The sequence below is a fragment of the Plantibacter cousiniae (nom. nud.) genome (assembly GCF_977070315.1).
This window is the reverse complement of record NZ_CDRVEU010000013.1, coordinates 40,749-62,834: the sequence shown is the minus strand read 5'-3', so window position 1 is coordinate 62,834 and position 22,086 is coordinate 40,749. Positions and strand designations below refer to the sequence as shown.

Genomic DNA, 22,086 nt, shown 5'->3' with positions numbered 1-22,086 from the left:
AGATCGCTGGTGGCGTACGCAAGCACTCCAGCGGCGATAAGAGAAAGGGCATCCATGCCCTTTCTTGCCTTAAAGCGTTGCTTCGATCTTTTTGGCAGCAGCGTCACTGACCCAGGTGTGCCAGATTTCCGGGTGCTCCTTGAAGAATATCTTCGCCAGCTTGGGTGAATCGATACGCTCTTTGCTCATGCGGGCCAGGTTCTGGTTTAACAGGTCGATCGGCAGATTGACCTTTTCCAGAACGGCTACCAATTCCGGTGCCTGCTCGTGAAAGACATTGGAAAGCCCTACCTGAATGCTGATTTTCTTATCGACGCCCGGCTTTTCTTCCAGCTTCAACAGATCGACTTGTCCCATTAACGGCGTCGGCGACCAGTAGTAGAAAAGAATGGGCTCGCCCCGCTTGTAGCTCGACAAAACGGCAGCATCCAACGCCGGGCCTGTACCCGGGCGGAAGTTGGTATAACTGGCTTCCAGGCCATAGCTCTTAAGCATCTCGCTGTTTTCCAACTCGCAGGTCCAACCCGCTGGGCAATTGTAGAAACGGCCTTTGTCCGGTTCTTCCGGGTCCTTGAAGAGCGCCACGTACTGGGTCAGGTCGGCGATCTTCTTCAGATCGGGAGCCTTGGGCTTGAGGTTGCGTTTGGCATCGCCTTCGACCAGATAACGTGGCACATACCAACCTTCGGTGGCCCCGATAATCGGTGCCCCCACACCAACTACCTTCCCACTGGCGGCCGCCTTGTTCCAGACCTCGCTTCGCCCGATCCACTCCTCCGCCAGTACCTGAATGTCGTTATTGCTCAAGGCGCTTTCCATGGTGATGGAGTTGCCTGGCAATGTATCGATCGCACAGCCATAGCCGTCCTTGAGCAATATCTGCAGTATGTCGGTGAGCAACATGCCGCTTTCCCAATTGAGCCCGGCAAATTTGACCGGTTTACCCGACTCGCACCAACCGGCGGCCTGGCTTGCAGCACTGCCGGCAAACAGCCCGAGAGCAATCAGTGTGGCGGTAAGGTTTTTTCTGATCTTCACAATCGCACGCTCCAACACAGTGAACAGGGTTATGGCAGTGCAAATGCTCGTCACATCAGTGGCGAACCTGTTTCATCTACATGAAACTCAAGCTCCTTGATGTATCGTCGGGAACCAATCTTCGCGCAGTCTCTGACCGGTCTGCATCGCATGCCCTGGATACGGTGGAGAGGTCCGTCCTGGACGCTCGAAGTAACGTATATCGTCGCCAAGCCAGCGCAGCGACAAGACACGACGGCGCTGAGCCGACGCATTGCCTCTAGCACCATGCACGGTACGGAAATCGAACAGCACCGCGTCGCCCGGCTGCATCTCCCACTCCAGTACCTGCAGGCCTTGCTCGGTATCAGTATCTGGATCCGGCGCGTCGCGGTACCCGCCAGCATCTTTGTAGAAATCGCTTTGATCGGCCCAGTGCACCGGTTTTATGCCCTTCTCCCAACGGTGTGAGCCGGCAAGCAGCCGCAGCGTCGACTCGCGCACCGGGTCCACGGGGATCCAGAAGCTTACGTTCTGGCTACCTTCGACAAAATAGTAAGGGATGTCCTGGTGCCATGGCGTGGCCTTCTGCGCGCCGGGTTCCTTGACCAGAACATGGTCATGAAAAAACTGTGCCGATCTGGAGCGCATCACGGCAGCCGCGACAGACGCTGCCGGTGAATCCTCGACCATGGCGCGAAACTCTGGAATCCGCTGCCAGTTGCAATAGTCGTCGAAAAAGCCGCCCGGTTTGTCATCCTTCTCGACGTAACGGCTGGCGTAAGCACCCGGCTCGGCGAGGTTGCGCTCGATTCCGTCGGCAATGGTGCCGATCCAGTCGCGGAAAACGCCGCGCAGGCAAATTGCGCCATCGCGCTGAAAGGCCTCAATGTCTTCTGTCGTGAGGGCAAACGAATGTTGTGTCATGACCTGAAACTCCCTCGGAGAAGAATAAATGTGGGCAAGGGGCAAATATTTCATGACACTCAGCGAAGATAAAATAATATGTATTGATTTATCACCCAAGAAATTCTTATGAAGTTCAGTCTGCGACAACTCCGTTATGCGCTCGCTGCCGCCAAACACGGCAATCTCACGTTGGCGGCCGAAGAGCTGCATGTTTCCCAACCGTCAATTTCAACGGCGATTACCGACCTCGAGCAGCTTTTTGGTCAGCCGCTGTTTGTTCGTCAACGCGGACTGGGCGTATCGCTTACGCCTTTCGGGCGCACAGTGATGGCCCAGGCCAGGCGGGTTCTGGCCGAAGCCCGGACGTTTTCAGACATCGGCAGCGACAACAACGACTTTTCCGGAGAGCTGGTACTGGGTTGTTACGAGGACCTGGCACCCTATTGCCTGCCGCAGATCCTCAGGCGCCTGCAACAGGAACATCCGCGAGTGAGGGTCGACATGCGCGAAGGCGGCTTCGACTATCTGGGCAAGCGCCTCGCCGAAGGTACTCTGGAGCTGGCGCTGACCTACGACCTGGGGCTGCCGGCAAACATGGCGTGTATCGAGTTGCGTCAACTGACTGCCCATGCCCTGCTGGCGGCTGATCACCCATTGGCAAACGAGCCCGATGTCAGTCTGCACGCACTCAGTGAAGGCAATCTGGTAGTTACTGATCAGGTCCACAGCTGGCAGCACGTGCTGGACCTGTTCAACATGCATGGACTGTCGCCTCAAAGCCTCCAGCGCACCCACAGCTTCGAGTTTCAGCGCAGCCTCGTCGCCAACGGATTCGGTGTTTCCCTGACCTATACCAGGCCCTTCGGCGACCGCAGCTACGACGGTCAGCCCTTGGTGTGTCGCCCGATACGCGAAACGCTGCCCAACCAGCGCATCGTACTGGCCTACGATCAGCGCTACCCGTTAACGCCGCCCGCCGAAGCATTCAAAAACCAGGCCGTTGCCTGGTTCCAGGAAAGAGTACCTTTTGTCTGAGGCAGCGCCCGGGCGCCTATGACGCTGAAGCGGCGACAACCCGCCAATAACAAAATAAACAAATGCATTTTTAGCAAAAATACAATTATTCTTTGCCCATGATCAAAGAACTGAAAACGTTTATCGCCGTGGCAAGAGAAGGCACGTTCGCTGCGGCGGGCAGCAAGATCGGGCTCACCCAGGCCGCTGTCAGTGCGCAGATGCAGCGCCTTGAAGCTGAACTGGGCGTCGAGCTGTTCGACCGAAAAGGACGTTCAGCCCAGCTCAACCGCATGGGGCAGCAGGTGTTGTTACAAGGTCAGGATCTGGTGCGCCAGTTCAGCAGCCTCGGCACTACGACAGTAGGGCTACCCGCGAGCGTGCTGGTGACCATCGGCGCAATTGCCTCTGTACAACGCTCCTTTCTGCCGGAAGCGCTGGCTCGGTTTCATCAGCAATTCTCCGCGTGCAGGACGCGTGTCATTCCCGGCCTGTCCATGGACCTGGTCAATCAGGTGGACGCTGGCGAGATCGACATGGCAGCGATCATCCGCCCGCCCTTCTCACTGCAAAGCGACTTGCGCTGGACAACGCTGGTCCGTGAACCCTATCGCCTTATCGTGCCTGCTGACATGCAGGGGGATGACTGGGCCGAACTGATTTCGGCTCATCCATTCATTCGTTACGATCGATCGTCATTTGGTGGCCGACAGGTCGATAGGTTCCTGCGCCAGACCCATGTCTCGCTGCGCGAAGTCTGCGAGCTCGATGAACTGGATGCGATTATGAAACTGGTCGCCAACGGCGTCGGCGTCGCATTGGTTCCGGAAACGGCAACCCTGCAGAGATGGCACGCCGGTGTGCGCTCTATCGACTTGAAAGAGCATACGTTCCATCGCGATATTGGGCTGGTACATCGCGCTCGCCGCAGCCTGACCGAACCGGTAACCGCGCTGGTCCAACTGATCAACGAACAGGCTCTGACTCGTTAGCGCTGCGCCCGCTCTAGCAGGCCTGGCGCAACATAGTGTGCGCCAGGCTTTTTACTATTTTGCGAACAGCTGACTCATGTCCTTGAACGCCTTGAACTCAAGCGCATTACCGCAGGGATCGAACAGGAACATGGTGGCCTGCTCACCCACCTGCCCCTTGAATCGAATGTAGGGTTCGATGACGAACTCGGTGCCGAAGGATTTCAAGCGCTCGGCCAGAGCTTCCCACTGAGCCCATTCCAAAATGATGCCGAAGTGCGGAACCGGAACGTCGTGACCGTCTACCGGGTTGCTGTGCACGCTCTCTTGAGAGGCGGTTTTCGGGTGTTCATGAATCACCAACTGGTGCCCGTAGAAATCGAAGTCGACCCACTGATCGCTGGAGCGCCCTTCGGAAAGACCGAACACTTCACCGTAGAAGGCACGTGTCGCGGCCAGGTCATAAACCGGGATTGCAAGGTGGAAAGGAGAAAGACTCATCAGGACTCCGATTGCAGCTCTTGGTGGCGTGTGAGCCTGACAGCGTGCTCGCTGTCCGGCGACTTATTCAAGTTCCACTCATGCTAAGGCCGGGCGATACCAATAAAAATCAATATATATTTTAAAGATGCACAAATTATTTTTGTGATAGCGGCCACGCTCAAGCACCAGGCCAGCTCACGAATGCAGGCTGATCCAGCCGTTGATCCCTACATACATCCCGACACAGATAATCAGGACGCTGGACAGGTAAGGTGCGCGTCGAGCAGCTGCACTGAGCCAGGGGAAACGATTCGAGGCTCTTCGCGCACCGATGGCGGCGGCGGCACCAACGGTGACCAACGTAATGGCAAGCCCCAGGCTGAAACAGATCACCATCATCGCGCCCAAAGTGACCTGCTTGACCTGCAGGCACAGCAGCAGCACGGTAATCGCCGCCGGGCAAGGGATAAGACCCCCGGTCAATCCGAACATCAAGATTTGGCCGTTGCTGACCTCGCGATGGGTGAAGCGCTTGCGGATGTCATCGGCATGGGCCTTTTCATGGGCATCCTGATAGCCCTCGGCACTCAGGTTCAAGCCGTCCAGATCGCTGTGGTCATGGCTGTGACCGTGTTCGTGTTCGTGCTCATGCTCATGCTCTTTGAAGTTGACATCGTGGCCATGGCCTGCATGCCCGTGACTCTGCCGGGCACTTTCGAATTTATACAGCTGCTCGCCACGCCAGGTGCGCCACAGCATCCACAATGCAATGGCGATGATCACGGCAGACGACGCGAGCTGAAAGTAAGGCTCCGTGGTTTCAGCGTCCAGCCCCTGCCCCAGATACATGCCGCCGATGGCCACCAGCCAGACAACGGCGGTGTGCGAAACGGTGGCGGCGACACCGAGCATCACGGCCTGTTTAACAGAGCCACGAATGGCCACAATGAACGCCGCCATCATGGTTTTCGAATGCCCGGGCTCCAGCCCGTGCAACGCGCCCAGCAAAATGGCACTGGGGAAATACAGCCAGGCATGCGAACCACCTTGCTGCAACAGCTCGACAAAATTCGGCATGCGAGACCTAAAGGTATTTGGTGATTTGCTTGAAGGCTTCCAGCGGTGCCCGCTCGCCCCTGGCGAGTGAACCGAGCGTGTCTTCGAGGCAGTGATCGATATGATCCTGAATCAACGTGCGCTTGGCCTGGCACACCGCTTTCTCGACCGCGTGCAGTTGCTGGGCGATGTCCACGCACTCGCGCCCTTCTTCGATCATGGTGATGATGCTGCGCAAATGGCCGTCGGCCCGTTTCAGGCGCTTGATAACAGCTATGTGGGACTGGTGCGTATGGCCGTGGGGGTGGTCGTGTTCACTCATGGCTTGAGCTCTGGCCTGGACAATTCAGACCGGCACTCTATCCCCCCAGGGAGGATAGAGTCAAAGGTAATGCAGGATTGGAACCGGAAGCGAGCCCACCTATGAAAACCTGTTCAATTCATCCCGTTGAATGCCAGCTCGCTGTCCTTGATGTTGGCAATCGGCCCGAGAATGGCTGGATCGAAGTCGCGGAGTGGCGCGCCCTGACGCAACAACTCTGGCAGGTCCGGATTGGCCAGCGCCCCCTTGCCCACTGCGATGATGTCCGCACCTTGGCGAAGCACCTGGTCGGCTTTTTGCGGATCGTGCAGGCCGCCATTGGCGATCAGCGCAACGCCTGGCGCGTAGCGTCGGGCCAGTTCGACCAGGCTGGCTTTACCCTGGGCAAAGGCCGGCTGCCATGCTTCGTGTTCGGTTACATGGATGTAATCGACGCCGGCATCGGCCAGCGTAGCGAAAATGACTTCGGCATCGCGTTCGCCCCCCGCCCATTTGTGCTGAAAGTCGTTGACCTTGCCTTGTGAAAGACGCACGCCCACCGGTGCCTGCCCGGCGACCTTTTTCACTGCGGCGATGACCTCAAGCGTCAGCCGCAGACGCTGTACGACCTCACCGCCCCATTGATCGGTGCGTTGATTGCTGTAATCGGTCAGAAACTGATCGAGCAGGTAGCCGTTCGCCCCATGTATCTCGACACCGTCAAAGCCTGCAGTGCCAATCGCCAGTTGCGCCGCGTGGGCGAACCCGTCAATGGCCTCGGCAATGTCCTTGTCACTCATCGCTTGCGGGATCCGGTAGCTGCCCGCGCCGTAATAGAACGCCATCTGTTCGCCCTTGGGACGAGTGGCCGAAGGACCCGCCGACTCGCTGACGAAGCGATTGGCCTGGCTGAGCGCGCCGGCGTGCATGAGTTGCGCAATCATGACACTGCCATGCCGGTGCACAGCATCGGTCGTAGCACGCCAGGCCTGAGCCTGCTCGTCATCGGTGAGCCCGGGCTGGAAGCGGTAGCCTTGGGAAAAACGGCGATCGGTGTAGTTACCTTCGGTGACGATCAGGCCGAAACCACCCTTGGCGAATCGCTCGTAATAGCGCGTCATGGCTTGCGTTGCACTGCCCTGCTCGTCCGCGCTCACGCGTGTCATGGGCGCCACCGCAAACCTGTTCTTCAGTTTCAGATGACCGATATCGAACGGAGCTGTAACGTGTTTGTTTGTCTCGCTCATACTTCAAATCCTCACTGTGCAGACCGGCTACGAATTGCCCGCTGTCATTGACAGAACCTGCAGCAACGGTAAGGGGTGGCGCAGCCCATTGGAACCCGGCCGTGCAGATAAGGCGCTTTAACGAAAATGGATAGAATCCGTGCAAATATCTGACATAGAGGTGTTCGCCGCCATTGCTTCCAGCAGGAGCCTGTCGGAAGCGGCGCGTCGACTCGGGTTGTCGCCGATGGCAATCTCCAGGCGTCTGGCTGCGCTGGAAAACGACCTGGGCGTCAGGCTGGTTCACCGCACCACCCGCTCGGTATCCCTGACGCCGGAGGGCGAAGTGTTTCTGCCCCACGCCAAAACCATGCTGCACACCAGCGAAACCGCCCGCGCCACGCTGAAGGGCGATACCGGTAAGGCCAGTGGCGTGTTGCGGGTGACAGCACCCAGCGTGTTTGGTCAGACTGTCATCATGCCGCTGCTGCCGGTATTGATGCAGGAGAACCCGGCACTGAGTGTCGACCTGACACTGTCGGACAGCATCGTGGACATCGCCGGGTTAGGCATCGATGTCGCCATTCGGATCGCCACGATACGTGACTCCTCGCTGGTGGCCAGATCGCTGGCGCCCAACCCACGGGTCGTGTGTGCAAGCCCCGACTACCTGATGCGGCGCGGCCAGCCATCGGTACTCGACGAGCTCCGCCAACACCCATGCATAACCTTGCATGCGATGCCTTACTGGACGTTCATCAGAGAGGGCGAGCCGGTGGCCATTCGCGCTCAGGGTACGTTCTCGGCCAACAGCGTCGAAGCGGTGCGCACGGCGTGCAAACAGGGCCTGGGGCTGGCCATGCTGACCTATTGGGACGTTCAGCAGGAAATCCGTGCAGGCAGCCTTCTGCAGATACACTTCGAAGACGTCACCCCCGAGCAACTGTCGGTGACGGCCGTATTGCCGACCCGCCAGCGCGTACCTCACCGGGTACGCCTGTTCGTCGACCGCCTTGAAGCAGAGCTCAAGAAAAATACGGTTTGAAGCAAGGTGTCAGTGCCATGGTGCAACCTGTATCGGCTCAAACCGGCTGCAGTTTCGTCCTTCATGCTTGGCCCGGTACAAGGCCCGGTCGGCTTCCGCCAGCAATGCTGCTGCAATCGGGTCAGGCGCAGTACCGGCCGCCACGTCCGGGCGCGGGATGGGCAGCGCGCCAGCCTCCAGACTTGCCACCCCCACCGACACTGTCACCCGGCCCAGGTCGCTGGTTTCATGGGGCCTGGCAAGGCCATGAATGTGCTCCACGATTTCCTCCGCCAGCCGGCAGGCACCCTCTGCGCCGGTATCCGGCAATAGCACGGCGAACTCCTCGCCCCCATAACGGGCCACCAGATCGGTAGACCTGTGCACGCAATGTTTCACGGCATGGGCAATGGCAATCAGGCACTCATCGCCTTGCAAATGGCCATAGTGATCGTTGTAGCGCTTGAAGAAATCGATATCGAGCAACAGCAGCGAAAATGCCCCCTGATTGCGCCGCACGCGCAGCCATTCACGCTCGATGCTCTCGTCGAGAAAACGCCGGTTGGCCAGCCCCGTCAGCCCATCGGTCTGGGCCAGCAGGTTGAGCTGGTCCATCGCCATTTTCAGGCGCAGGTGGGTCTTTACGCGCGCCGTGACGATCAACGGCTGAATGGGTTTGCCGATGAAATCCACCGCACCCAGCGCCAGTCCGGCTTCCTCGATGCGGGTTTCGGTGTGGCTGGTGATGAAGATGACCGGGACGTCTTCCAGCAGTTGATCGGCCTTTAGCGTCTCGCAGACCTCAAACCCGCTCATTCCAGGCATCTCGGCGTCGAGAAGGATAAGGTCCGGACGCATGTCCCGGACCATCTTCAGGGCCTGGGCGCCCCCCGTGGCAAAACGAATCTGTCCCAGGCCATTGAGAACTTTGCTCAGCACACGAATGGCGGAAATATCATCATCGACAATCAGCAGGCTAGGTACAGGTTGCATGATGGATGAAGCTCCTTTTTATAAGTCGGCACGTTCGAGCAGGTGCAGTGCCTGTTCGAACTCGAGTCCTTCAATGGTTTGCCAGAGCTGTTCGACCAGTGCCTGTCCGGCCAGCTCCTGGAGCGCGGCAGCAGCCAGCGGAAACTGGTCCAGCGCGGCTATATCACGGTTTTCAAGCAATTCACGCAAGGTCGATAACGCCTGTCGGGAGGCATCGGGATCCGTATCGATACGTGGGGCCGGCGTCCTTTCCTCAAGTACCGGCGTGCGGTCTTGCAAAGCACGGAAAGCGGCGCTCACACCCCGCAGAGCCGGCTCAGGGTCCGTACCGTGGCGCAGCAGGGCTTCCGCCTGCCCGGCATGCAGCCCTACTTGCCTAGCGCCGAGCAGCAGCGCAGCACCGCGCAGCTTGTGCAGGTCAGCCATCGTTTGATCGGGGCTCTGTCGCGCCCGTGCCAGAAGGCTCTCGCTCTCGCCGAACGCGGCAAATTCATTGAAAAAGCGCCGCAGGGACGAGAGAAACAAGGGCACATCATTGCCTAGCCGAGCGGCGACCTCCTGGGTGTCGATACCTTCGATCACCGGCCATGCAGAGCCTGTCGGGGCTTCCTGCAGCAAGGTGCCGACCGCCAGCGGAGCGCCTCGAACACGCTCGACGGCACGACGTACCGCCCGGATCAGGGCGGCGGGGTCCAGAGGCTTGGTGAGGAAGTCATCCATACCCGCGAGCTCGGCCTGTCGCCGCTCCTCTGCCAGGGCGCCTGCGGTCAACGCCAGCACGGGCAAGCGTGTCAGGCCCAGTTCATTGCGCAAGCGCCGCGTGGCCTCATAACCATCCATTTCCGGCATCTGCACATCCATCAGCACGGCATCGAAGACATCTGGCGTCTGACGCAGTCGTTCAAGGGCCAGCAGACCATTGCTGCAGGTCTGAACCACAGCGCCCTGTTGCTGCAACAACAGGCTGGCGACCTCCAGATTGATCTCGCTGTCGTCCACCAGCAGCAGGTGCAATCCACTCAGCCAGAGCGTCATGGAGGTATCCATTCGCGTGGCCTGAATGACCCTTTCGGTGCTGCCCTGGTACTTGGCGATACAGGCATTGATCGCGTTGAACAAGGCCGAGCTGTCCAGCGGCTTGAGCAATACCTTGTCGACCAGAGGGAGCAGTTCTTCCCGGATCCCGGACGGGCTCACCAGAATGACCGGAAGCGGCGTCGTCTCGATCAGTTGTTGCACCTGCTCAACCTGCGGCTGCTGCCAGTCCACCAACAACACATCCGGCAATGGCGCGTTGACGTGATTACGCTCTTGCAAGGCCACGTGCAGCGCCTGTTCGTCGGTCAGGCTTGCCACTCGCCAGCCCAGGCCGCGACATAACCGTTGCAGCGCCGTGGACGACTGCACGTCGTCGCTGAGCAGCATGACCTCCAGACTGCTTCCCGGGCCGGACGGCTCCAGATCGCTCTGGCTGCTCTGAAACGGCAACTCCACCCAAAACTCGCTGCCGGTGCCGAGCTCGCTCTCCACCCCTATCCGGCCGCCCATCTGCTCGGCCAGCCCGCGCACCACCGACAAACCCAGTCCGGTGCCGCCAAAACGCCGCGTGGTAGACGCATCCGCCTGTGTGAACGGCGCAAACAGCTGGCCGAGTACATTGGCCGGTATGCCACAGCCCGTGTCCTGCACAGAGAAGCGCAACCAGCAGGTATCGGCGTGATCGTCTTCACGACTCACTGTCACATCGACTCCGCCGACTGTGGTGAACTTGAGCGCATTGCCGACCAGATTCATGAGGATCTGGTTGACCCGCAATGCGTCTCCTATCAACTGGCCAGGCAGCGATGCCACGACGCTGACAGAAAAACGCAGGCCTTTCTCCTGCGCCTGGGGCGTGAACAGCTCGCCCAGTTCGTCGAGCAGTTGTCGAGGGCTGAAGGGGTTATGTTCCAGCCGCATCTCTCCCGCCTCGATCTTGGCGATGTCGAGGATATCGTTGATGATCCCCAACAAGGTCCGGCCCGCAATCTGCAGCTTGGTCAGCAACTGGCGTTGCTGGTCGTTCAAGGCGGTGTTGTGCAGCAGGTGGGAGATGCCGATCACGGCGTTCATGGGCGTGCGAATTTCATGGCTCATGTTGGCCAGGAACAGACTTTTGGCCGCATTGGCAGCTTCGGCGCTGGACTTGGCCGCGTGCAATTCGGCGCTATGGTGCAGCCGTTCGGTGATGTCCTGAGCGATACCCAGATGACCGATGAGTTCTCCATCGGCGGTACGGATCGGGGTGATGATCATCAGCACAGGGACCGTCGTGCCATCCTTGCGTACGTAGGTCCATTGTCGGGTTTCCGAACCTTCGAGGGATGCCTTGTAGCAAAAGACGTCAATGCCTTCGATCGGGGTGCCGTATTCACGACTCAGCTCAGCGGAGCGTGCGGCCACTTCTTCAGGAAGATGAAACACGCCTGGACCGTTGCCGCTGACCATTTCCGCATTGCTGTAGCCCAGCAGCAATTCGGCGCCCCGATTGAACACAAAGATCTGCCCCTGCATATCGGTAGCGATGATCGAAACCTCCGAAGAGGCGTCCAGCACCCCCTGCAGCAAACCCGCCACTCTGGACAGCTCTGCAGTGCGCTCGCTGACCTGTTGCTCAAGCTGTGCGTTGAACTCCATGAGGTAGCGTTCGACGCGCTTGCGGTCGGTGATGTCGTGCATCATTTTCGCCGCGCCGAGTATGGTGCCGTCCGTCTCGCGGATGAAGCTGCAGGTAATGGTCACATCGATCAGTTGACCGTTCTTGTGCAGACGCCGGGTTTCCAGCGTCGGGCCTCGCTCACCGCGGGCCACCCTTTCCAACAACTGTTCGTCTTCATGAACCAGATCTGGCGGAACCAGCAGTGGCGCCAATGGACAGCCCAGCACTTCGTGCTCGTCATACCCGAACATCTGTTCGGCAGCCCGGTTCCAGGTGATGATCCGACCGTCCAGGGCTTCACCGATGATCGCGTCGCTGGAGTTTTCGACGATAGTGGCCAGCCTGGCCTGACCGGCAACCACCTGCTGTTTGCGCTGACGGGACAACAGTAGAGTGCCAACCAGCACCGTCAACATCAGGCTGACCAATGTGCCGATGATGAACACCCTGCCCGCCGGAACCGGATCGAGTGCCTCGGCAAATGCCGGGTGAGCGCCTACCTCCATGCGCCACACGCGGCCATAGATGTCTCGTTCGAAAGCATAGGTCTGCAAGACCTCCTGCTCATGACCGCTTTCCGGAGTCTGGTAGATCAGATGCTGGCCTTCATTGACGTCATAAAGCTTCAAGTGCACTCTGTGGTTGAGAGGGTCCAGATTGCTCATCACCTCACGCATGGCCAACGGCGCATAGGTCCAGCCGATCAGGGATGTTTCGCGCTGGGCGATATCGGTCGGGGTTTCAGGGGTGCTGTAAACCGGTAACAGGAACAGGAAAGCACGCAAGTGGTCATCATTGTCCTGCAGCAGGGTAATGGGCGCCGACAGGGTGGCAGCGCCACTGCGCATGGCCTGAAGGGCTGCATCGCGACGATGCTCCTCGGAGGCGATGTCCAGCCCCAGTGCCTGGACGTTGCGGGCCAGCGGGTCGATGAATTGAATGATGAAACGGTCTCCCTGCTGGGCACCCAGCCGACCAAGACTGAAGTCCGGCCTGCCATCTGCCCTGACACGCCTCACGAATTCGGCCTCATCGCTGGCCGCGACACGACGGATGAAGCCGAACCCGCGCGCGCCAGGGTATTCCTTCTCGATATCGCGCCCTTTGCTGTAGCGGCTCATCTGGCTGCTGTTGATATGCTCGAGGTCCAGCATATGAACGGCACCGCGCAGGCCTCGAAGACGGTACTCGTACACCCTGAGTCGTGCCTGCAAGTTATCGCCGATGCCCTCTCCGGCCTCCTTGAGCGCCTGTTCTATGCGCGTATCGATCGATCTGCGCTGTTCATGGCTGGCAATAAAGCTGACGCTGAGCCCGGCCAGCAGAACCACAGCCATCCAGCCAACGAGCCACGTGAGAGAGCTTTTCTTCATCAATCAGACACTCGTTTTCAATCCTGAATACTGTGAGGTGACCAGAGGACACCGTCCGCCTGCCCTGGCGTGTCTCTGCGACCTCAAGCGTAGATTGTCTTCGACCAAGCGCCAGTGACGTCGCCATCGCTGCATGGTTTATCGCGTGCAAGTGGTCGCAGGGCATTTGCCAGCAGCCACCTGCAACTTCGGGCGTCGGTCTGGCCGATGAAAGGGACGATTTTGATCGGACTCAGTGACGACGACCAAAAGTCTGGTTTTTGACAAAGCGCTGTTTGCCAAGAACATAAAGCCTTAAAAAATACTAAATAAGCATAATAAAAAATAAATTAATCACAAAAACCTATATTAGCTTAGAAGAAAAAAGACTTTTACAGTGCATGACCATAAGAATACGGTCTTAAGAAATCAGTGCTGAAGCACTGTGCTCGACTTGAAGAGGACCTTCCATGCGCCGTACACAGCCTTCGACTTTTTCGACTGGACTCGCCCCCCGGAGCGCAGTGCGATGACTGGGCGCATGTTCCTCCCGCGACTGCTGTTCGCCGCCTTCACAGCCATTACCCTGCTCGGCTGCTCACCCTCCGGCCCGGACGGCCAGGCAGCCAAAACCCTCAAAGTGGCGTTCTTCAGAGACAACACCACGCTGGTCAGCCTTGACCCCTTTCAGGTGTACTGGCTGGAGCATCGGGTGGTGCTGCGCAATATTGCCGAGTCCCTGACCGATCAGGACCCGCAGACCGGCAAGATCATTCCCTGGCTGGCAGAACGCTGGGAAGTCAGTGACAACGCGCTGGAATATACCTTTCACTTGCGCAAGGACGTGACCTTCAGCAACGGCACACGTTTCGACGCTCAAGCGGTGAAGACGGCCTACGACGCGGACAAGTCGTTCGCCGCACAACTGCCAGCCACCTTCGGCGCCACTTACCTCAAAGGCTACGACCACGCCGAGGTACTGGACGACTTCACCATCAAACTGGTGCTGGCCCAACCCAACGCGGGCTTCCTGCAAGCCACCTCTACCACCAATCTCGCCATTCTTGCTCCAGAGTCCTACGCACTCAGCGTCAAGGAGCGTTCGTTGGGCGCGATCATTGGCACCGGGCCATTCGTGCTGGAGCGCTACACGCCTGAAAGCGGTTTGCGCCTGATCAAACGCAAGGGCTATGCCTGGCCATCGGCCAATGCGCAGAACAAGGGCGAGGCGCATCTGGATGCGGTCGAGGTCAGCTACGTGCCGGAAGAAAGCGTCCGTAACGGCCAGTTCGTTCAGGGGCAGGTCGATATCCTCTGGCCGCGCAATCCGTTCTCCGAGGTGGACCTCAACCTGTTCAAGTCCAGGGGCGCGACCATTCAGAGCCGTTCGCTGCCAGGACCTGCGCTGAACCTGTACCCCAACACGCGTGGCAATCGCATTCTTGCCGACCGCAACGTGCGCCTGGCCCTGCAAAAGGCAATCGACCGCAAGACCTACGCAGCCACCGTTTACAACCCGCAATTCCCGGTGGTCTCCGGCATCTACGACGTCACCACGCCGTTTTATAAAAGCCAGGCCGACAAACTGACCTACGACCCTCAAGGTGCAGAGCGCCTGCTCGACGCTGCGGGCTGGCAGAAAAACGCCGACGGCTATCGTTATAAGGAAGGCAAGCGCCTGAAGCTGGCCTACAACCTGTCCCCCGCCGAAACCGCTGGTGATGTGCTGATTCAGGATCAACTGCGCAAGGTGGGTATCGAGCTCAAGCTTAACGTGGTGACCACCGCCGAGTGGGCTGCGGCCAATGCGGCAGGCAATTATGACCTGACGTCCACCTACATGACCCGCGCCGACCCGATCATTCTGCAGACCATCATCGACCCGCGCAGTGCCAACAGCTCGACGCTGGCGACCAACCTTTACGCGCCGGAAACGCTGCCCAAGGCCCTTGAGCTGTTCGACGCAGGACTGACCGCCACGCAAAGCGAACAGCGCGCCAAGGCTTATGGCGAGTTGCAGGACCTGCTGGTCGACGAGGGCTCGGCGATCCCGGTTTACGAGCGCGTCTGGCAAGCCGCCACGGCGAAAAACGTACGCAATTTCCACTGGACGGCGGAAGGCTTTGCGCTGTTCAACGACATCGAGTTGGCAACGCCATGAGTCGCTATATCCTCAGTCGGATCGCGCAAGCGCTACTGGTACTTTGGGGTGCCTACAGCGTCACCTATTTCATTCTTTACCTGCTTCCCGGCGACAGCCTGTCGATCATGCTCAGCGCCTCGGGTGTCGAAATCGACTCCCTGTCCGCGCAGGACCTCGCCAAGGCCAAGCTCTATTACGGACTGGACCGCGGCATCTTCGAGCAATACGTCGATTTGCTGTGGGGAGCGTTACATGGCGACTTCGGCAATTCGCTGACGCTCAACCGCCCGGTTTCGGAATTACTGATCGAGCGTCTGCCACAAACCCTGAGCCTTGCGGGGCTGGCCATTGTTCTGTCACTGATCGGCGGGACAGGTCTGGCGTATCTCACCGCCTACGTACGCTGGCAGCCCTTGAAAGTCGCCTTGTCACGCCTGCCGTCGCTGGGCTTCTCGGTGCCGGTCTTCTGGATGGGCCTGCTGTTCATTCAACTGTTCGCGTTCACTCTTGGCTGGTTCCCGGCGACCGGCAATCAGGGATTCTCCAGCCTTATATTGCCCGCCGTCACGCTGGCGATCCCCAGCGCCGCGGTGTACGCCCAGGTCCTGCAACGTGGCTTTCAGGGCGTCTGGAAAGAGCCCTACATCATCACCGCTTATGCCAAGGGCCTGACCCGCGCGCAGGTTCAGGCCCGCCATGCGTTCAAGAATGCTGCCCTGCCGCTGCTCACACTGATCGGCCTGCAGGTCGGCAACACAGTGTCCGGCGCAGTGCTGGTGGAAACCATTTTCGCCCGCTCCGGGGTCGGTCGACTTGCCCAGGAAGCCGTTTTGCGCCAGGACATCCCGGTGGTTCTGGCCATCGTTGCGGTCTCTGCAGCTGCGTTCGTCGTGGTCAATCTGATCGTTGACCTGCTGTACCCCGCGCTGGATCCGCGCATCGCCCACACGCCAAAGGTCTCCTGACGCCATGACTATCTTCGACAACCGCCTTGCGCGCCTGACCCGCCTTGTTGATCCCAGTCAAAACCTTCCCGGCAAAAACGCACCTGCCGCGCAGTGGCAGCGACGCAGCAGCCTGAGTCGCGCCGTGGAGGCCGCCAGGCCCCTGCTGCGCCGCCCGGGGTTTCTGCTCGCTGTGGCAATGGTCGCCTTTGCGTTGCTGGCGGCGCTGGCACCCAACCTGCTGAGCAGCTACGCACCTTACGCCACCTCGCCCAGCGACAAGCTCACCGCGCCAAACGCAGCGCACTGGTTCGGTACCGACGAACTGGGTCGTGATCTCTACACCCGCGTGGTACACGGGTCGAGCCTTTCGGTACAGGCCGCATTGCTGGCGGTGGGCATCGCCATGGCCGGTGGCCTGAGCCTGGGGGTGATTTCCGGTTTCGCAGGCGGGCGCATCGATGCAGTGATCATGCGTCTGATCGATGTATTGCTGGCCCTGCCCGGCTTGCTACTGGCGCTGGCGATTGTCACCGCCATCGGGTTCGGCACCCTTCCGGTGGCCATTGCGGTCGGTGTGGGGATCATCCCCGGATTCGCGCGCACCACCCGCGCCGAAGTATTGCGCGTCAAGACCCTGCCTTACGTCGAGGCCGCGCGGCTGGGCGGTGCAAGCTGGACGCGAACCCTGCTGCGCCACATCCTGCCGAACGCTTGGGGCCCGGTGGCGGTGCTGGCAACTTTGGACTTCGGCGCGGCGATTCTGGCGACTGCCGGGCTGAGTTTTCTGGGTTTCGGCGCCGAACCACCGGCCGCCGAGTGGGGCACGCTGATTGCCAACGGCCGCCATTTTCTGATGACTGCACCTTGGGTGTCGCTGTTGCCGGGCCTGTTCGTGGTCGGCGTGGTCTTCAGCTTCAACCACATTGCCCGCACTCTGGAAGAGACTCAACGATGACCGATACCGCTCAACTGATCGACATTCGTCATCTGAGTGTCGCCTACCGCTTCGACGGCCAGGTCAACCAGGCCGTGCGCAACGTATCCTTTCAGGTCGCCCGAGGTGAAACCGTAGCGATTGTCGGCGAATCCGGCTCCGGCAAGTCGACGATGGCCAACGCCATACTCGGCCTGTTGCCGGACAATGCCGCCATTACCGGCGGCGAGCTGCACGTCGATGGACACGATCTTGGCCATGCCGGCGAACGCGAGAAACGGCGAATTCGCGGCAGCACCATCGGCCTGGTGCCGCAGGACCCGATGGTCGGCCTCAACCCTACCCTGCGCATCGGCCGACAAATCGCCGAAGCACTGATTCAGGCCCACGGCCGGCGTTACCCGGCAGTGGATGCCGATGTGCTGGAGTTGCTGCAGCAGGTCGGTCTGGACAGGCCGGTATTGCGCGCCCGCCAGTATCCGCACGAACTGTCCGGTGGCATGCGTCAGCGCGTGCTGATCGCCATCGCGTTGGCAGGCAATCCTCGCCTGATCATCGCCGACGAGCCCACCAGCGCGCTGGACGTGACGGTACAACGCAAGATCCTTGATCATCTGCAACGTCTGGTGGCCGAGCGTGGTATTTCCCTGGTGATCATCACCCACGATCTGGGCGTGGCGGCCGACCGGGCCGATCGAGTGCTGGTGATGAACAAGGGCGAACTGGTCGAACAAGGTCCTCCGCAACAGATACTCATCGCGCCTCGCCATGCCTATACCCGCGCACTGATCGCCGCAGCACCGGCTTTCGGCCAGCGCAAGAGCCCGGCAACAGTGCGACCGGTCGCGAGCAGCGACACACCTCTGCTGACCCTGAGCAACATCGGCAAAACCTATCGCCTGCCCTACGTGAAAGGCGAAGACGCCGACTTTCAGGCGCTGCAAGACGTCAACTTCAAGGTGTATCCCGGCGAGACCCTGGCCATCGTCGGCGAGTCCGGCTCTGGTAAAAGTACTGTGTTGCGCATCGCACTGGGTCTGGAAAAACCCACCCACGGACGAGTGCAGCTGGACGGCCAGGATGTCACCGACCTGGGCTGGCGCGAATTCAGACCGCTGCGGCGGCGTATCCAGTTAGTGCAGCAAAACCCGTTCGCGGCCCTTGACCCACGCTTCACGTTATTCGAAAGCATCGTCGAACCCCTGGTCTCGTTCGGCCTGCTCAAAGGCCGCGAACTGGAGCAGGCCGCACGCCGGTTGATAGAGCGAGTGCAGTTGCCCGTGGCCTATCTGGACCGCCTGCCCCGCGAGCTTTCCGGTGGCCAGCGTCAGCGGATTGCCATTGCCAGAGCGCTGGCCCTGCAGCCCGATCTGCTGCTGCTCGATGAGCCGGTTTCGGCACTGGACGTGTCGGTGCAGGCGCAGATTCTCGACTTGCTGGTCGAGCTGCAAGCCGAATCGGGCATCGCCTACGTGCTGGTGTCCCACGACCTTGTAGTGGTCGCCAGCGTTGCCCATCAGGTACTGGTGCTCAAGCATGGCAAGACCGTCGAGCAGGGTCTGGCCGAGGATGTTTTTGCCAAGCCTGAAGCGGCTTACACCCAGGAGTTGATTGCCGCGATACCTGGCCGGCGTCTGGAGTTACAAACAGGGACGCACTGACAAATACCTGGGCTTGCATCAATGGGTCGCACGACGTTTGAAACCCATGGCCTCGGCGACTGCGTATATGCATATTCCTTATCGATATTTAAATTATCTTTTTAATAGCTATAGAGTTTCGCCTTATGCACCAAACGTTGCCGAAGCAGGATGCAGGCAAGACCAGGCTACCTTGCGCACCTGACTCGCATGTTCAGGCCGCATCAGCAACAAGCCTCCATCCCCCTACTTCGAGCACCCGCAATGAAAGGCATCAACCCCCTGTCGTTCCCAGCCCTGATGGGTTCAGCGCTGCTGCTGAATGCCGTCGTTTCATTCCCTGCCCTGGCCGGACTGCTGGAAAAAGGCCGCACTGACGGCCTGACCGCTGGCATCGCCAATGAACAGCCCTATGCCTACATCGGCACCGATGGCAAAGCCACCGGGGCCAACGTCGAGATACTGCGGGCGATTCTCGAACCGCTGGGCATCAAGCAGATCGAGACGCCTATCACTGACTTCGGTTCGCTGGTGCCGGGTCTGGCAGCAGGTCGTTTCGACTTGATCGGTGCAGGCCTGTTCATCAATCCGAATCGCTGCAAGGTCATCGCGTTCTCCAACCCGGTGACGCGATCCGGCGGTGCGTTCATTGTCAAAACCGGCAACCCGCTGAACCTGCACAGCCTCAAGGACGTCGCCAGCAACGCCAAGGTGCGCCTGGCCACTCAACCTGGCAGCAATCAGGTTCAGGAAGCCAAAGACAGCGGTATCGCCAACGGCAACGTGGTGTTGTTCGACAAGGACATCGAGGCATTGGCCGCCTTGCAGGCGGGTCGCGTGGACGTGGTGTATTTCCCGGACGCCGAAGTCATCAGTCTGATCAAGAAAGCCAACAGTCCGGACATCGAGCGCGCCTTGCCTTTCGAGCAGATTCCGGACGCCAGTGGCAAACCGGGCTGGAATTACCACGCCTACGGCCTGCCAAAAAACGATCCGGCCTTCGAACAGGCCTTCAACGAACAACTGGCCAAACTCCGGGCGTCGGGCGAGCTGCTGAAAATCCTGCAGAAGTACGGCTATACCGAAAACGAACTGGCTGACCCGGCCATCACCGCAGTCCAACGCTGCAACCCATGATCTGCCCCGCCCCGCAAGGGCGCGCAGTAAACGGCCCTGACCCACACGAGTACGGCCATGCCTGTTGATGCTGCAACACTGGAAACCGCAGGTTTCATTGCCAGACAACTGGCCCACGGCGCCTGGATCACCCTGCAGATCACCGTGCTTGCCGAACTGCTGGTACTGGTGCTCTCGCTTGTAATCGCCCTGATGCGCCTGTCGCCATTCCGGGCGTTACGCTGGTTCGCCACGGTGTATGTCGAGGTGCTGCGTGGCATCTCGGCATTGGTGCTGCTGTTTTACCTGTTCTTCATTCTGCCGCTGTTCGGCATCCGCCTGTCCCCCATGAACACCGGCGTGCTGGGGCTGGGCCTGACGTTTTCGGCGTATGGCGCGGAAATCATTCGTTCGGCACTGATCAACGTCAGCCAGGGTCAACGTGACGCTGTGCTTGCGCTGGACTTCGGGCCGATAAGCGCGTTTCGGCGAATCATTCTGCCGCAGGCCCTGCCGTTCATGATCCCGCCGATGGGTAATCAATTGGTCGAGCTGCTGAAAACCACGTCACTGGTCTCACTCATCACCCTCACCGACCTGACCTTTACCGGCAGTCAATTGATCACCACGCTGGGCCAGCAAACGCTGATCTGGAGCATCGTGCTGGTGTGCTATTTCGTGATGGCCTGGCCATTGAGCTGGCTGGTCAAGCGTTATGAGCAGCACGCCACCGCGTGGCGCACGGCCAGGGGATGAACGATGGAGTTTGATATCACATTCGCCTGGTCGATTCTGCCGGAGCTGTTTCAGGGCTTGCTGGTGACCGTGCAGGTCGTGGTGCTGGGGTTCCTGCTCGCGGTTTTGCTCGGTCTGATACTGGCCCTGACACTGCGCTCGCAGATAACCATCGTGCATCGCCTGAGCAAAGGCTACTTGAGCTTTTTCCGTAATACGCCGTTGATGGTCCAGTTGTATGTGCTGTTCTTCGCGCTGCCGCTGGCGGGCATCACCTTCCCGGCGATTACCACCGGTGTGATAGGTCTTGGCTGCTATTACGCGGCCTATATCGCCGAAGCGTATCGCGGTGCCATTGACGACATCCCGGCCGGACAGTGGGAAGCCGCACGCGCCCTTGACTTCAATCGTGGCGACACCTGGCGGCGCATCATCCTGCCGCAGGCGTTGAAACCCATGCTGCCGGTGCTCGGCAATTACCTGATCGGCATGTTCAAGGAAACACCGCTTCTGGCGGTGATCACCATCCCTGAACTGTTTCAGGCTGCCAAGCAGGTCGCCGGCATGACCTATCGTTACAACGAACCGTACACGGTGATGGCGCTGATGTTTCTGGCGATCAGTGTGCCGACCTCATTGCTGTTCAAATACCTGGAAAGGCGCAGCCATGTCTGATCTCGCACACACCGCAACCCCACCCGTCACCACTGCGCAGATACAGCTGAAACACGTGGTCAAGGACTTCGGCCGCAACCGGATCATCGACCATCTGGACCTGAGCATTCCTCAAGGTCAGAAAGTCGCCTTGATCGGCCCCAGTGGCTCGGGTAAATCAACGGTATTGCGCCTCATCAAGGGGCTGGAAAACTATCAGCAAGGCAGCATAGAAGTCGCAGGCGAAGCAGTGCCCGCGCGCACATCCGGATGGCACTGGCCTGGCGCACGCAAGGCTCCTGTGGAACATCGGGTAGGCATGGTGTTCCAGCAGTTCAATCTGTTCCCACACCTCACCGTGCAGGAAAATGTCACCGAAGCACCACTAAGGGTACTCAGACTGCCTCGCGAAGAGGCCCTTGAACGCGCGCATCAATACCTCGGGCTGGTCGGGCTTGCTCACAAGGCCGATGCCTATCCGAGCCAGCTTTCCGGTGGTCAGCAACAACGTGTAGCGATTGCCAGAGCACTGGCCATGCGCCCGCAGGTCATGTTGTTCGATGAAGTCACGTCAGCGCTCGACCCTGAGCTGGTCGGCGAGGTACTGGCGGTAATTCGCTCGATTGCCCACGAGTTTCAGATGACCATGTTACTGGTGACCCACGAGATGAAATTCGCTCAGGACATCGCTGACCGGGTGCTGTTCATGGAGGGCGGGCGCATCGTGGCGGACGGCACCCCGAGCGAAATTCTGCTGAATCCGCAAAACGAGCGGACTCGAAGGTTTCTGCAGAGGGTGGAGCAGCGCTGATTGCCAGCGCCGCTCTTTTTACAGGATGAGACTTTTGGGCCTCGCGACTTTTTGAAAGTGGC

The 22,086-nt window shown here is 59.6% G+C and carries 19 protein-coding genes; 11 read left to right on the top strand and 8 right to left on the bottom strand.

What is annotated here, in order from left to right:
- Positions 1 to 69: 69 nt before the first annotated feature.
- Both ACW55A_RS22425 and ACW55A_RS22420 read right to left on the bottom strand, forming a co-directional pair.
- Entirely contained in the window at positions 70 to 1,038 is a 969-nt protein-coding gene (locus ACW55A_RS22425) for an ABC transporter substrate-binding protein (protein WP_005745113.1), read from the bottom strand.
- 87 nt (positions 1,039 to 1,125) lie between these two features.
- Positions 1,126 to 1,944, bottom strand: coding sequence for a phytanoyl-CoA dioxygenase family protein (locus ACW55A_RS22420; protein WP_003364393.1), 819 nt, complete (start codon positions 1,942 to 1,944; stop codon positions 1,126 to 1,128).
- Between the two features lie 108 nt (positions 1,945 to 2,052).
- Here ACW55A_RS22420 and ACW55A_RS22415 point away from each other — a divergent pair, with 108 nt between their 5' ends.
- Both ACW55A_RS22415 and ACW55A_RS22410 read left to right on the top strand, forming a co-directional pair.
- On the top strand, positions 2,053 to 2,961 hold the full coding sequence (locus ACW55A_RS22415) for a LysR family transcriptional regulator (protein WP_499140639.1): 909 nt from the start codon (positions 2,053 to 2,055) through the stop codon (positions 2,959 to 2,961).
- Positions 2,962 to 3,059: 98 nt separating this feature from the next.
- On the top strand, positions 3,060 to 3,932 hold the full coding sequence (locus tag ACW55A_RS22410; protein ID WP_057401802.1) for a LysR family transcriptional regulator: 873 nt from the start codon (positions 3,060 to 3,062) through the stop codon (positions 3,930 to 3,932).
- A gap of 54 nt (positions 3,933 to 3,986) precedes the next feature.
- On the opposite strand, the gene ACW55A_RS22405 is transcribed toward ACW55A_RS22410, so the two are convergent.
- The 4 genes from ACW55A_RS22405 to ACW55A_RS22390 form a co-directional block, all read right to left on the bottom strand.
- Positions 3,987 to 4,412 carry a VOC family protein gene (locus ACW55A_RS22405; protein WP_003364399.1) on the bottom strand — a complete coding sequence of 142 codons (426 nt, stop codon included), beginning with the start codon at positions 4,410 to 4,412 and terminating at the stop codon, positions 3,987 to 3,989.
- Between the two features lie 177 nt (positions 4,413 to 4,589).
- Positions 4,590 to 5,471: a nickel/cobalt efflux protein RcnA gene (locus tag ACW55A_RS22400; RefSeq protein WP_498811170.1), complete on the bottom strand. Its 882-nt coding sequence runs from the start codon at positions 5,469 to 5,471 to the stop codon at positions 4,590 to 4,592.
- A gap of 7 nt (positions 5,472 to 5,478) precedes the next feature.
- Positions 5,479 to 5,772 carry a metal-sensing transcriptional repressor gene (locus ACW55A_RS22395; RefSeq protein ID WP_046719317.1) on the bottom strand — a complete coding sequence of 98 codons (294 nt, stop codon included), beginning with the start codon at positions 5,770 to 5,772 and terminating at the stop codon, positions 5,479 to 5,481.
- A gap of 113 nt (positions 5,773 to 5,885) precedes the next feature.
- A complete protein-coding gene (locus tag ACW55A_RS22390) occupies positions 5,886 to 6,998 on the bottom strand; it encodes an NADH:flavin oxidoreductase (RefSeq protein WP_455808998.1) in 1,113 nt (370 codons plus the stop codon).
- A 139-nt stretch (positions 6,999 to 7,137) separates the two neighbouring features.
- On the opposite strand from ACW55A_RS22390, the gene ACW55A_RS22385 reads away from it, so the two are divergent.
- Positions 7,138 to 8,022, top strand: a complete 885-nt coding sequence (locus tag ACW55A_RS22385) for a LysR family transcriptional regulator (protein WP_248680770.1) — start codon at positions 7,138 to 7,140, stop codon at positions 8,020 to 8,022.
- A 9-nt stretch (positions 8,023 to 8,031) separates the two neighbouring features.
- Here the strand turns inward: ACW55A_RS22385 and ACW55A_RS22380 are convergent, their stop codons facing one another.
- A complete protein-coding gene (locus ACW55A_RS22380; protein WP_455808997.1) occupies positions 8,032 to 8,994 on the bottom strand; it encodes a GGDEF domain-containing response regulator in 963 nt (320 codons plus the stop codon).
- A gap of 18 nt (positions 8,995 to 9,012) precedes the next feature.
- A complete protein-coding gene (locus ACW55A_RS22375) occupies positions 9,013 to 13,065 on the bottom strand; it encodes a CHASE domain-containing hybrid sensor histidine kinase/response regulator (protein ID WP_498811169.1) in 4,053 nt (1,350 codons plus the stop codon).
- Between the two features lie 508 nt (positions 13,066 to 13,573).
- On the opposite strand from ACW55A_RS22375, the gene ACW55A_RS22370 reads away from it, so the two are divergent.
- From ACW55A_RS22370 to ACW55A_RS22335, 8 genes are all read left to right on the top strand, one after another.
- On the top strand, positions 13,574 to 15,205 hold the full coding sequence (locus tag ACW55A_RS22370) for an ABC transporter substrate-binding protein (protein WP_498811168.1): 1,632 nt from the start codon (positions 13,574 to 13,576) through the stop codon (positions 15,203 to 15,205).
- Positions 15,202 to 16,152, top strand: a complete 951-nt coding sequence (locus ACW55A_RS22365; RefSeq protein ID WP_003364415.1) for an ABC transporter permease — start codon at positions 15,202 to 15,204, stop codon at positions 16,150 to 16,152. The genes ACW55A_RS22370 and ACW55A_RS22365 overlap by 4 nt, the downstream gene beginning before the upstream one ends.
- Positions 16,153 to 16,156: 4 nt before the next feature.
- Positions 16,157 to 17,089 (top strand): ABC transporter permease, encoded by a 933-nt coding sequence (locus ACW55A_RS22360; RefSeq protein ID WP_248685061.1) that lies wholly within the window; start codon positions 16,157 to 16,159, stop codon positions 17,087 to 17,089.
- Complete coding sequence (locus ACW55A_RS22355; protein ID WP_498811167.1) at positions 17,086 to 18,729, top strand: dipeptide ABC transporter ATP-binding protein; 1,644 nt, start codon at positions 17,086 to 17,088, stop codon at positions 18,727 to 18,729. Before ACW55A_RS22360 ends, ACW55A_RS22355 begins: the two co-directional genes overlap by 4 nt.
- A gap of 243 nt (positions 18,730 to 18,972) precedes the next feature.
- Entirely contained in the window at positions 18,973 to 19,845 is an 873-nt protein-coding gene (gene ehuB, locus ACW55A_RS22350; protein WP_455808993.1) for an ectoine/hydroxyectoine ABC transporter substrate-binding protein EhuB, read from the top strand.
- A 57-nt stretch (positions 19,846 to 19,902) separates the two neighbouring features.
- Positions 19,903 to 20,580: an ectoine/hydroxyectoine ABC transporter permease subunit EhuC gene (ehuC, locus tag ACW55A_RS22345; RefSeq protein WP_455808992.1), complete on the top strand. Its 678-nt coding sequence runs from the start codon at positions 19,903 to 19,905 to the stop codon at positions 20,578 to 20,580.
- A 3-nt stretch (positions 20,581 to 20,583) separates the two neighbouring features.
- The gene (ehuD, locus tag ACW55A_RS22340; RefSeq protein WP_455808991.1) at positions 20,584 to 21,234 is read left to right on the top strand and encodes an ectoine/hydroxyectoine ABC transporter permease subunit EhuD; all 651 of its coding nucleotides are present in this window, start codon (positions 20,584 to 20,586) and stop codon (positions 21,232 to 21,234) included.
- Positions 21,227 to 22,024 (top strand): amino acid ABC transporter ATP-binding protein, encoded by a 798-nt coding sequence (locus ACW55A_RS22335; protein ID WP_004413734.1) that lies wholly within the window; start codon positions 21,227 to 21,229, stop codon positions 22,022 to 22,024. Before ehuD ends, ACW55A_RS22335 begins: the two co-directional genes overlap by 8 nt.
- The last annotated feature ends 62 nt before the right edge of the window (positions 22,025 to 22,086 follow it).

Bases quoted from the DNA above. Each gene is read 5' to 3' on its own strand.
- ACW55A_RS22420 (WP_003364393.1), bottom strand. From the start codon at position 1,944: ATGACACAACATTCGTTTGCCCTCACGACAGAAGACATTGAGGCCTTT.
- ACW55A_RS22415 (WP_499140639.1), top strand. From the start codon at position 2,053: ATGAAGTTCAGTCTGCGACAACTCCGTTATGCGCTCGCTGCCGCCAAA.
- ACW55A_RS22410 (WP_057401802.1), top strand. From the start codon at position 3,060: ATGATCAAAGAACTGAAAACGTTTATCGCCGTGGCAAGAGAAGGCACG.
- ACW55A_RS22405 (WP_003364399.1), bottom strand. From the start codon at position 4,412: ATGAGTCTTTCTCCTTTCCACCTTGCAATCCCGGTTTATGACCTGGCC.
- ACW55A_RS22400 (WP_498811170.1), bottom strand. From the start codon at position 5,471: ATGCCGAATTTTGTCGAGCTGTTGCAGCAAGGTGGTTCGCATGCCTGG.
- ACW55A_RS22395 (WP_046719317.1), bottom strand. From the start codon at position 5,772: ATGAGTGAACACGACCACCCCCACGGCCATACGCACCAGTCCCACATA.
- ACW55A_RS22390 (WP_455808998.1), bottom strand. From the start codon at position 6,998: ATGAGCGAGACAAACAAACACGTTACAGCTCCGTTCGATATCGGTCAT.
- ACW55A_RS22380 (WP_455808997.1), bottom strand. From the start codon at position 8,994: ATGCAACCTGTACCTAGCCTGCTGATTGTCGATGATGATATTTCCGCC.
- ACW55A_RS22375 (WP_498811169.1), bottom strand. From the start codon at position 13,065: ATGAAGAAAAGCTCTCTCACGTGGCTCGTTGGCTGGATGGCTGTGGTT.
- ACW55A_RS22370 (WP_498811168.1), top strand. From the start codon at position 13,574: ATGACTGGGCGCATGTTCCTCCCGCGACTGCTGTTCGCCGCCTTCACA.
- ACW55A_RS22365 (WP_003364415.1), top strand. From the start codon at position 15,202: ATGAGTCGCTATATCCTCAGTCGGATCGCGCAAGCGCTACTGGTACTT.
- ACW55A_RS22360 (WP_248685061.1), top strand. From the start codon at position 16,157: ATGACTATCTTCGACAACCGCCTTGCGCGCCTGACCCGCCTTGTTGAT.
- ACW55A_RS22355 (WP_498811167.1), top strand. From the start codon at position 17,086: ATGACCGATACCGCTCAACTGATCGACATTCGTCATCTGAGTGTCGCC.
- ehuB (WP_455808993.1), top strand. From the start codon at position 18,973: ATGAAAGGCATCAACCCCCTGTCGTTCCCAGCCCTGATGGGTTCAGCG.
- ehuC (WP_455808992.1), top strand. From the start codon at position 19,903: ATGCCTGTTGATGCTGCAACACTGGAAACCGCAGGTTTCATTGCCAGA.
- ehuD (WP_455808991.1), top strand. From the start codon at position 20,584: ATGGAGTTTGATATCACATTCGCCTGGTCGATTCTGCCGGAGCTGTTT.
- ACW55A_RS22335 (WP_004413734.1), top strand. From the start codon at position 21,227: ATGTCTGATCTCGCACACACCGCAACCCCACCCGTCACCACTGCGCAG.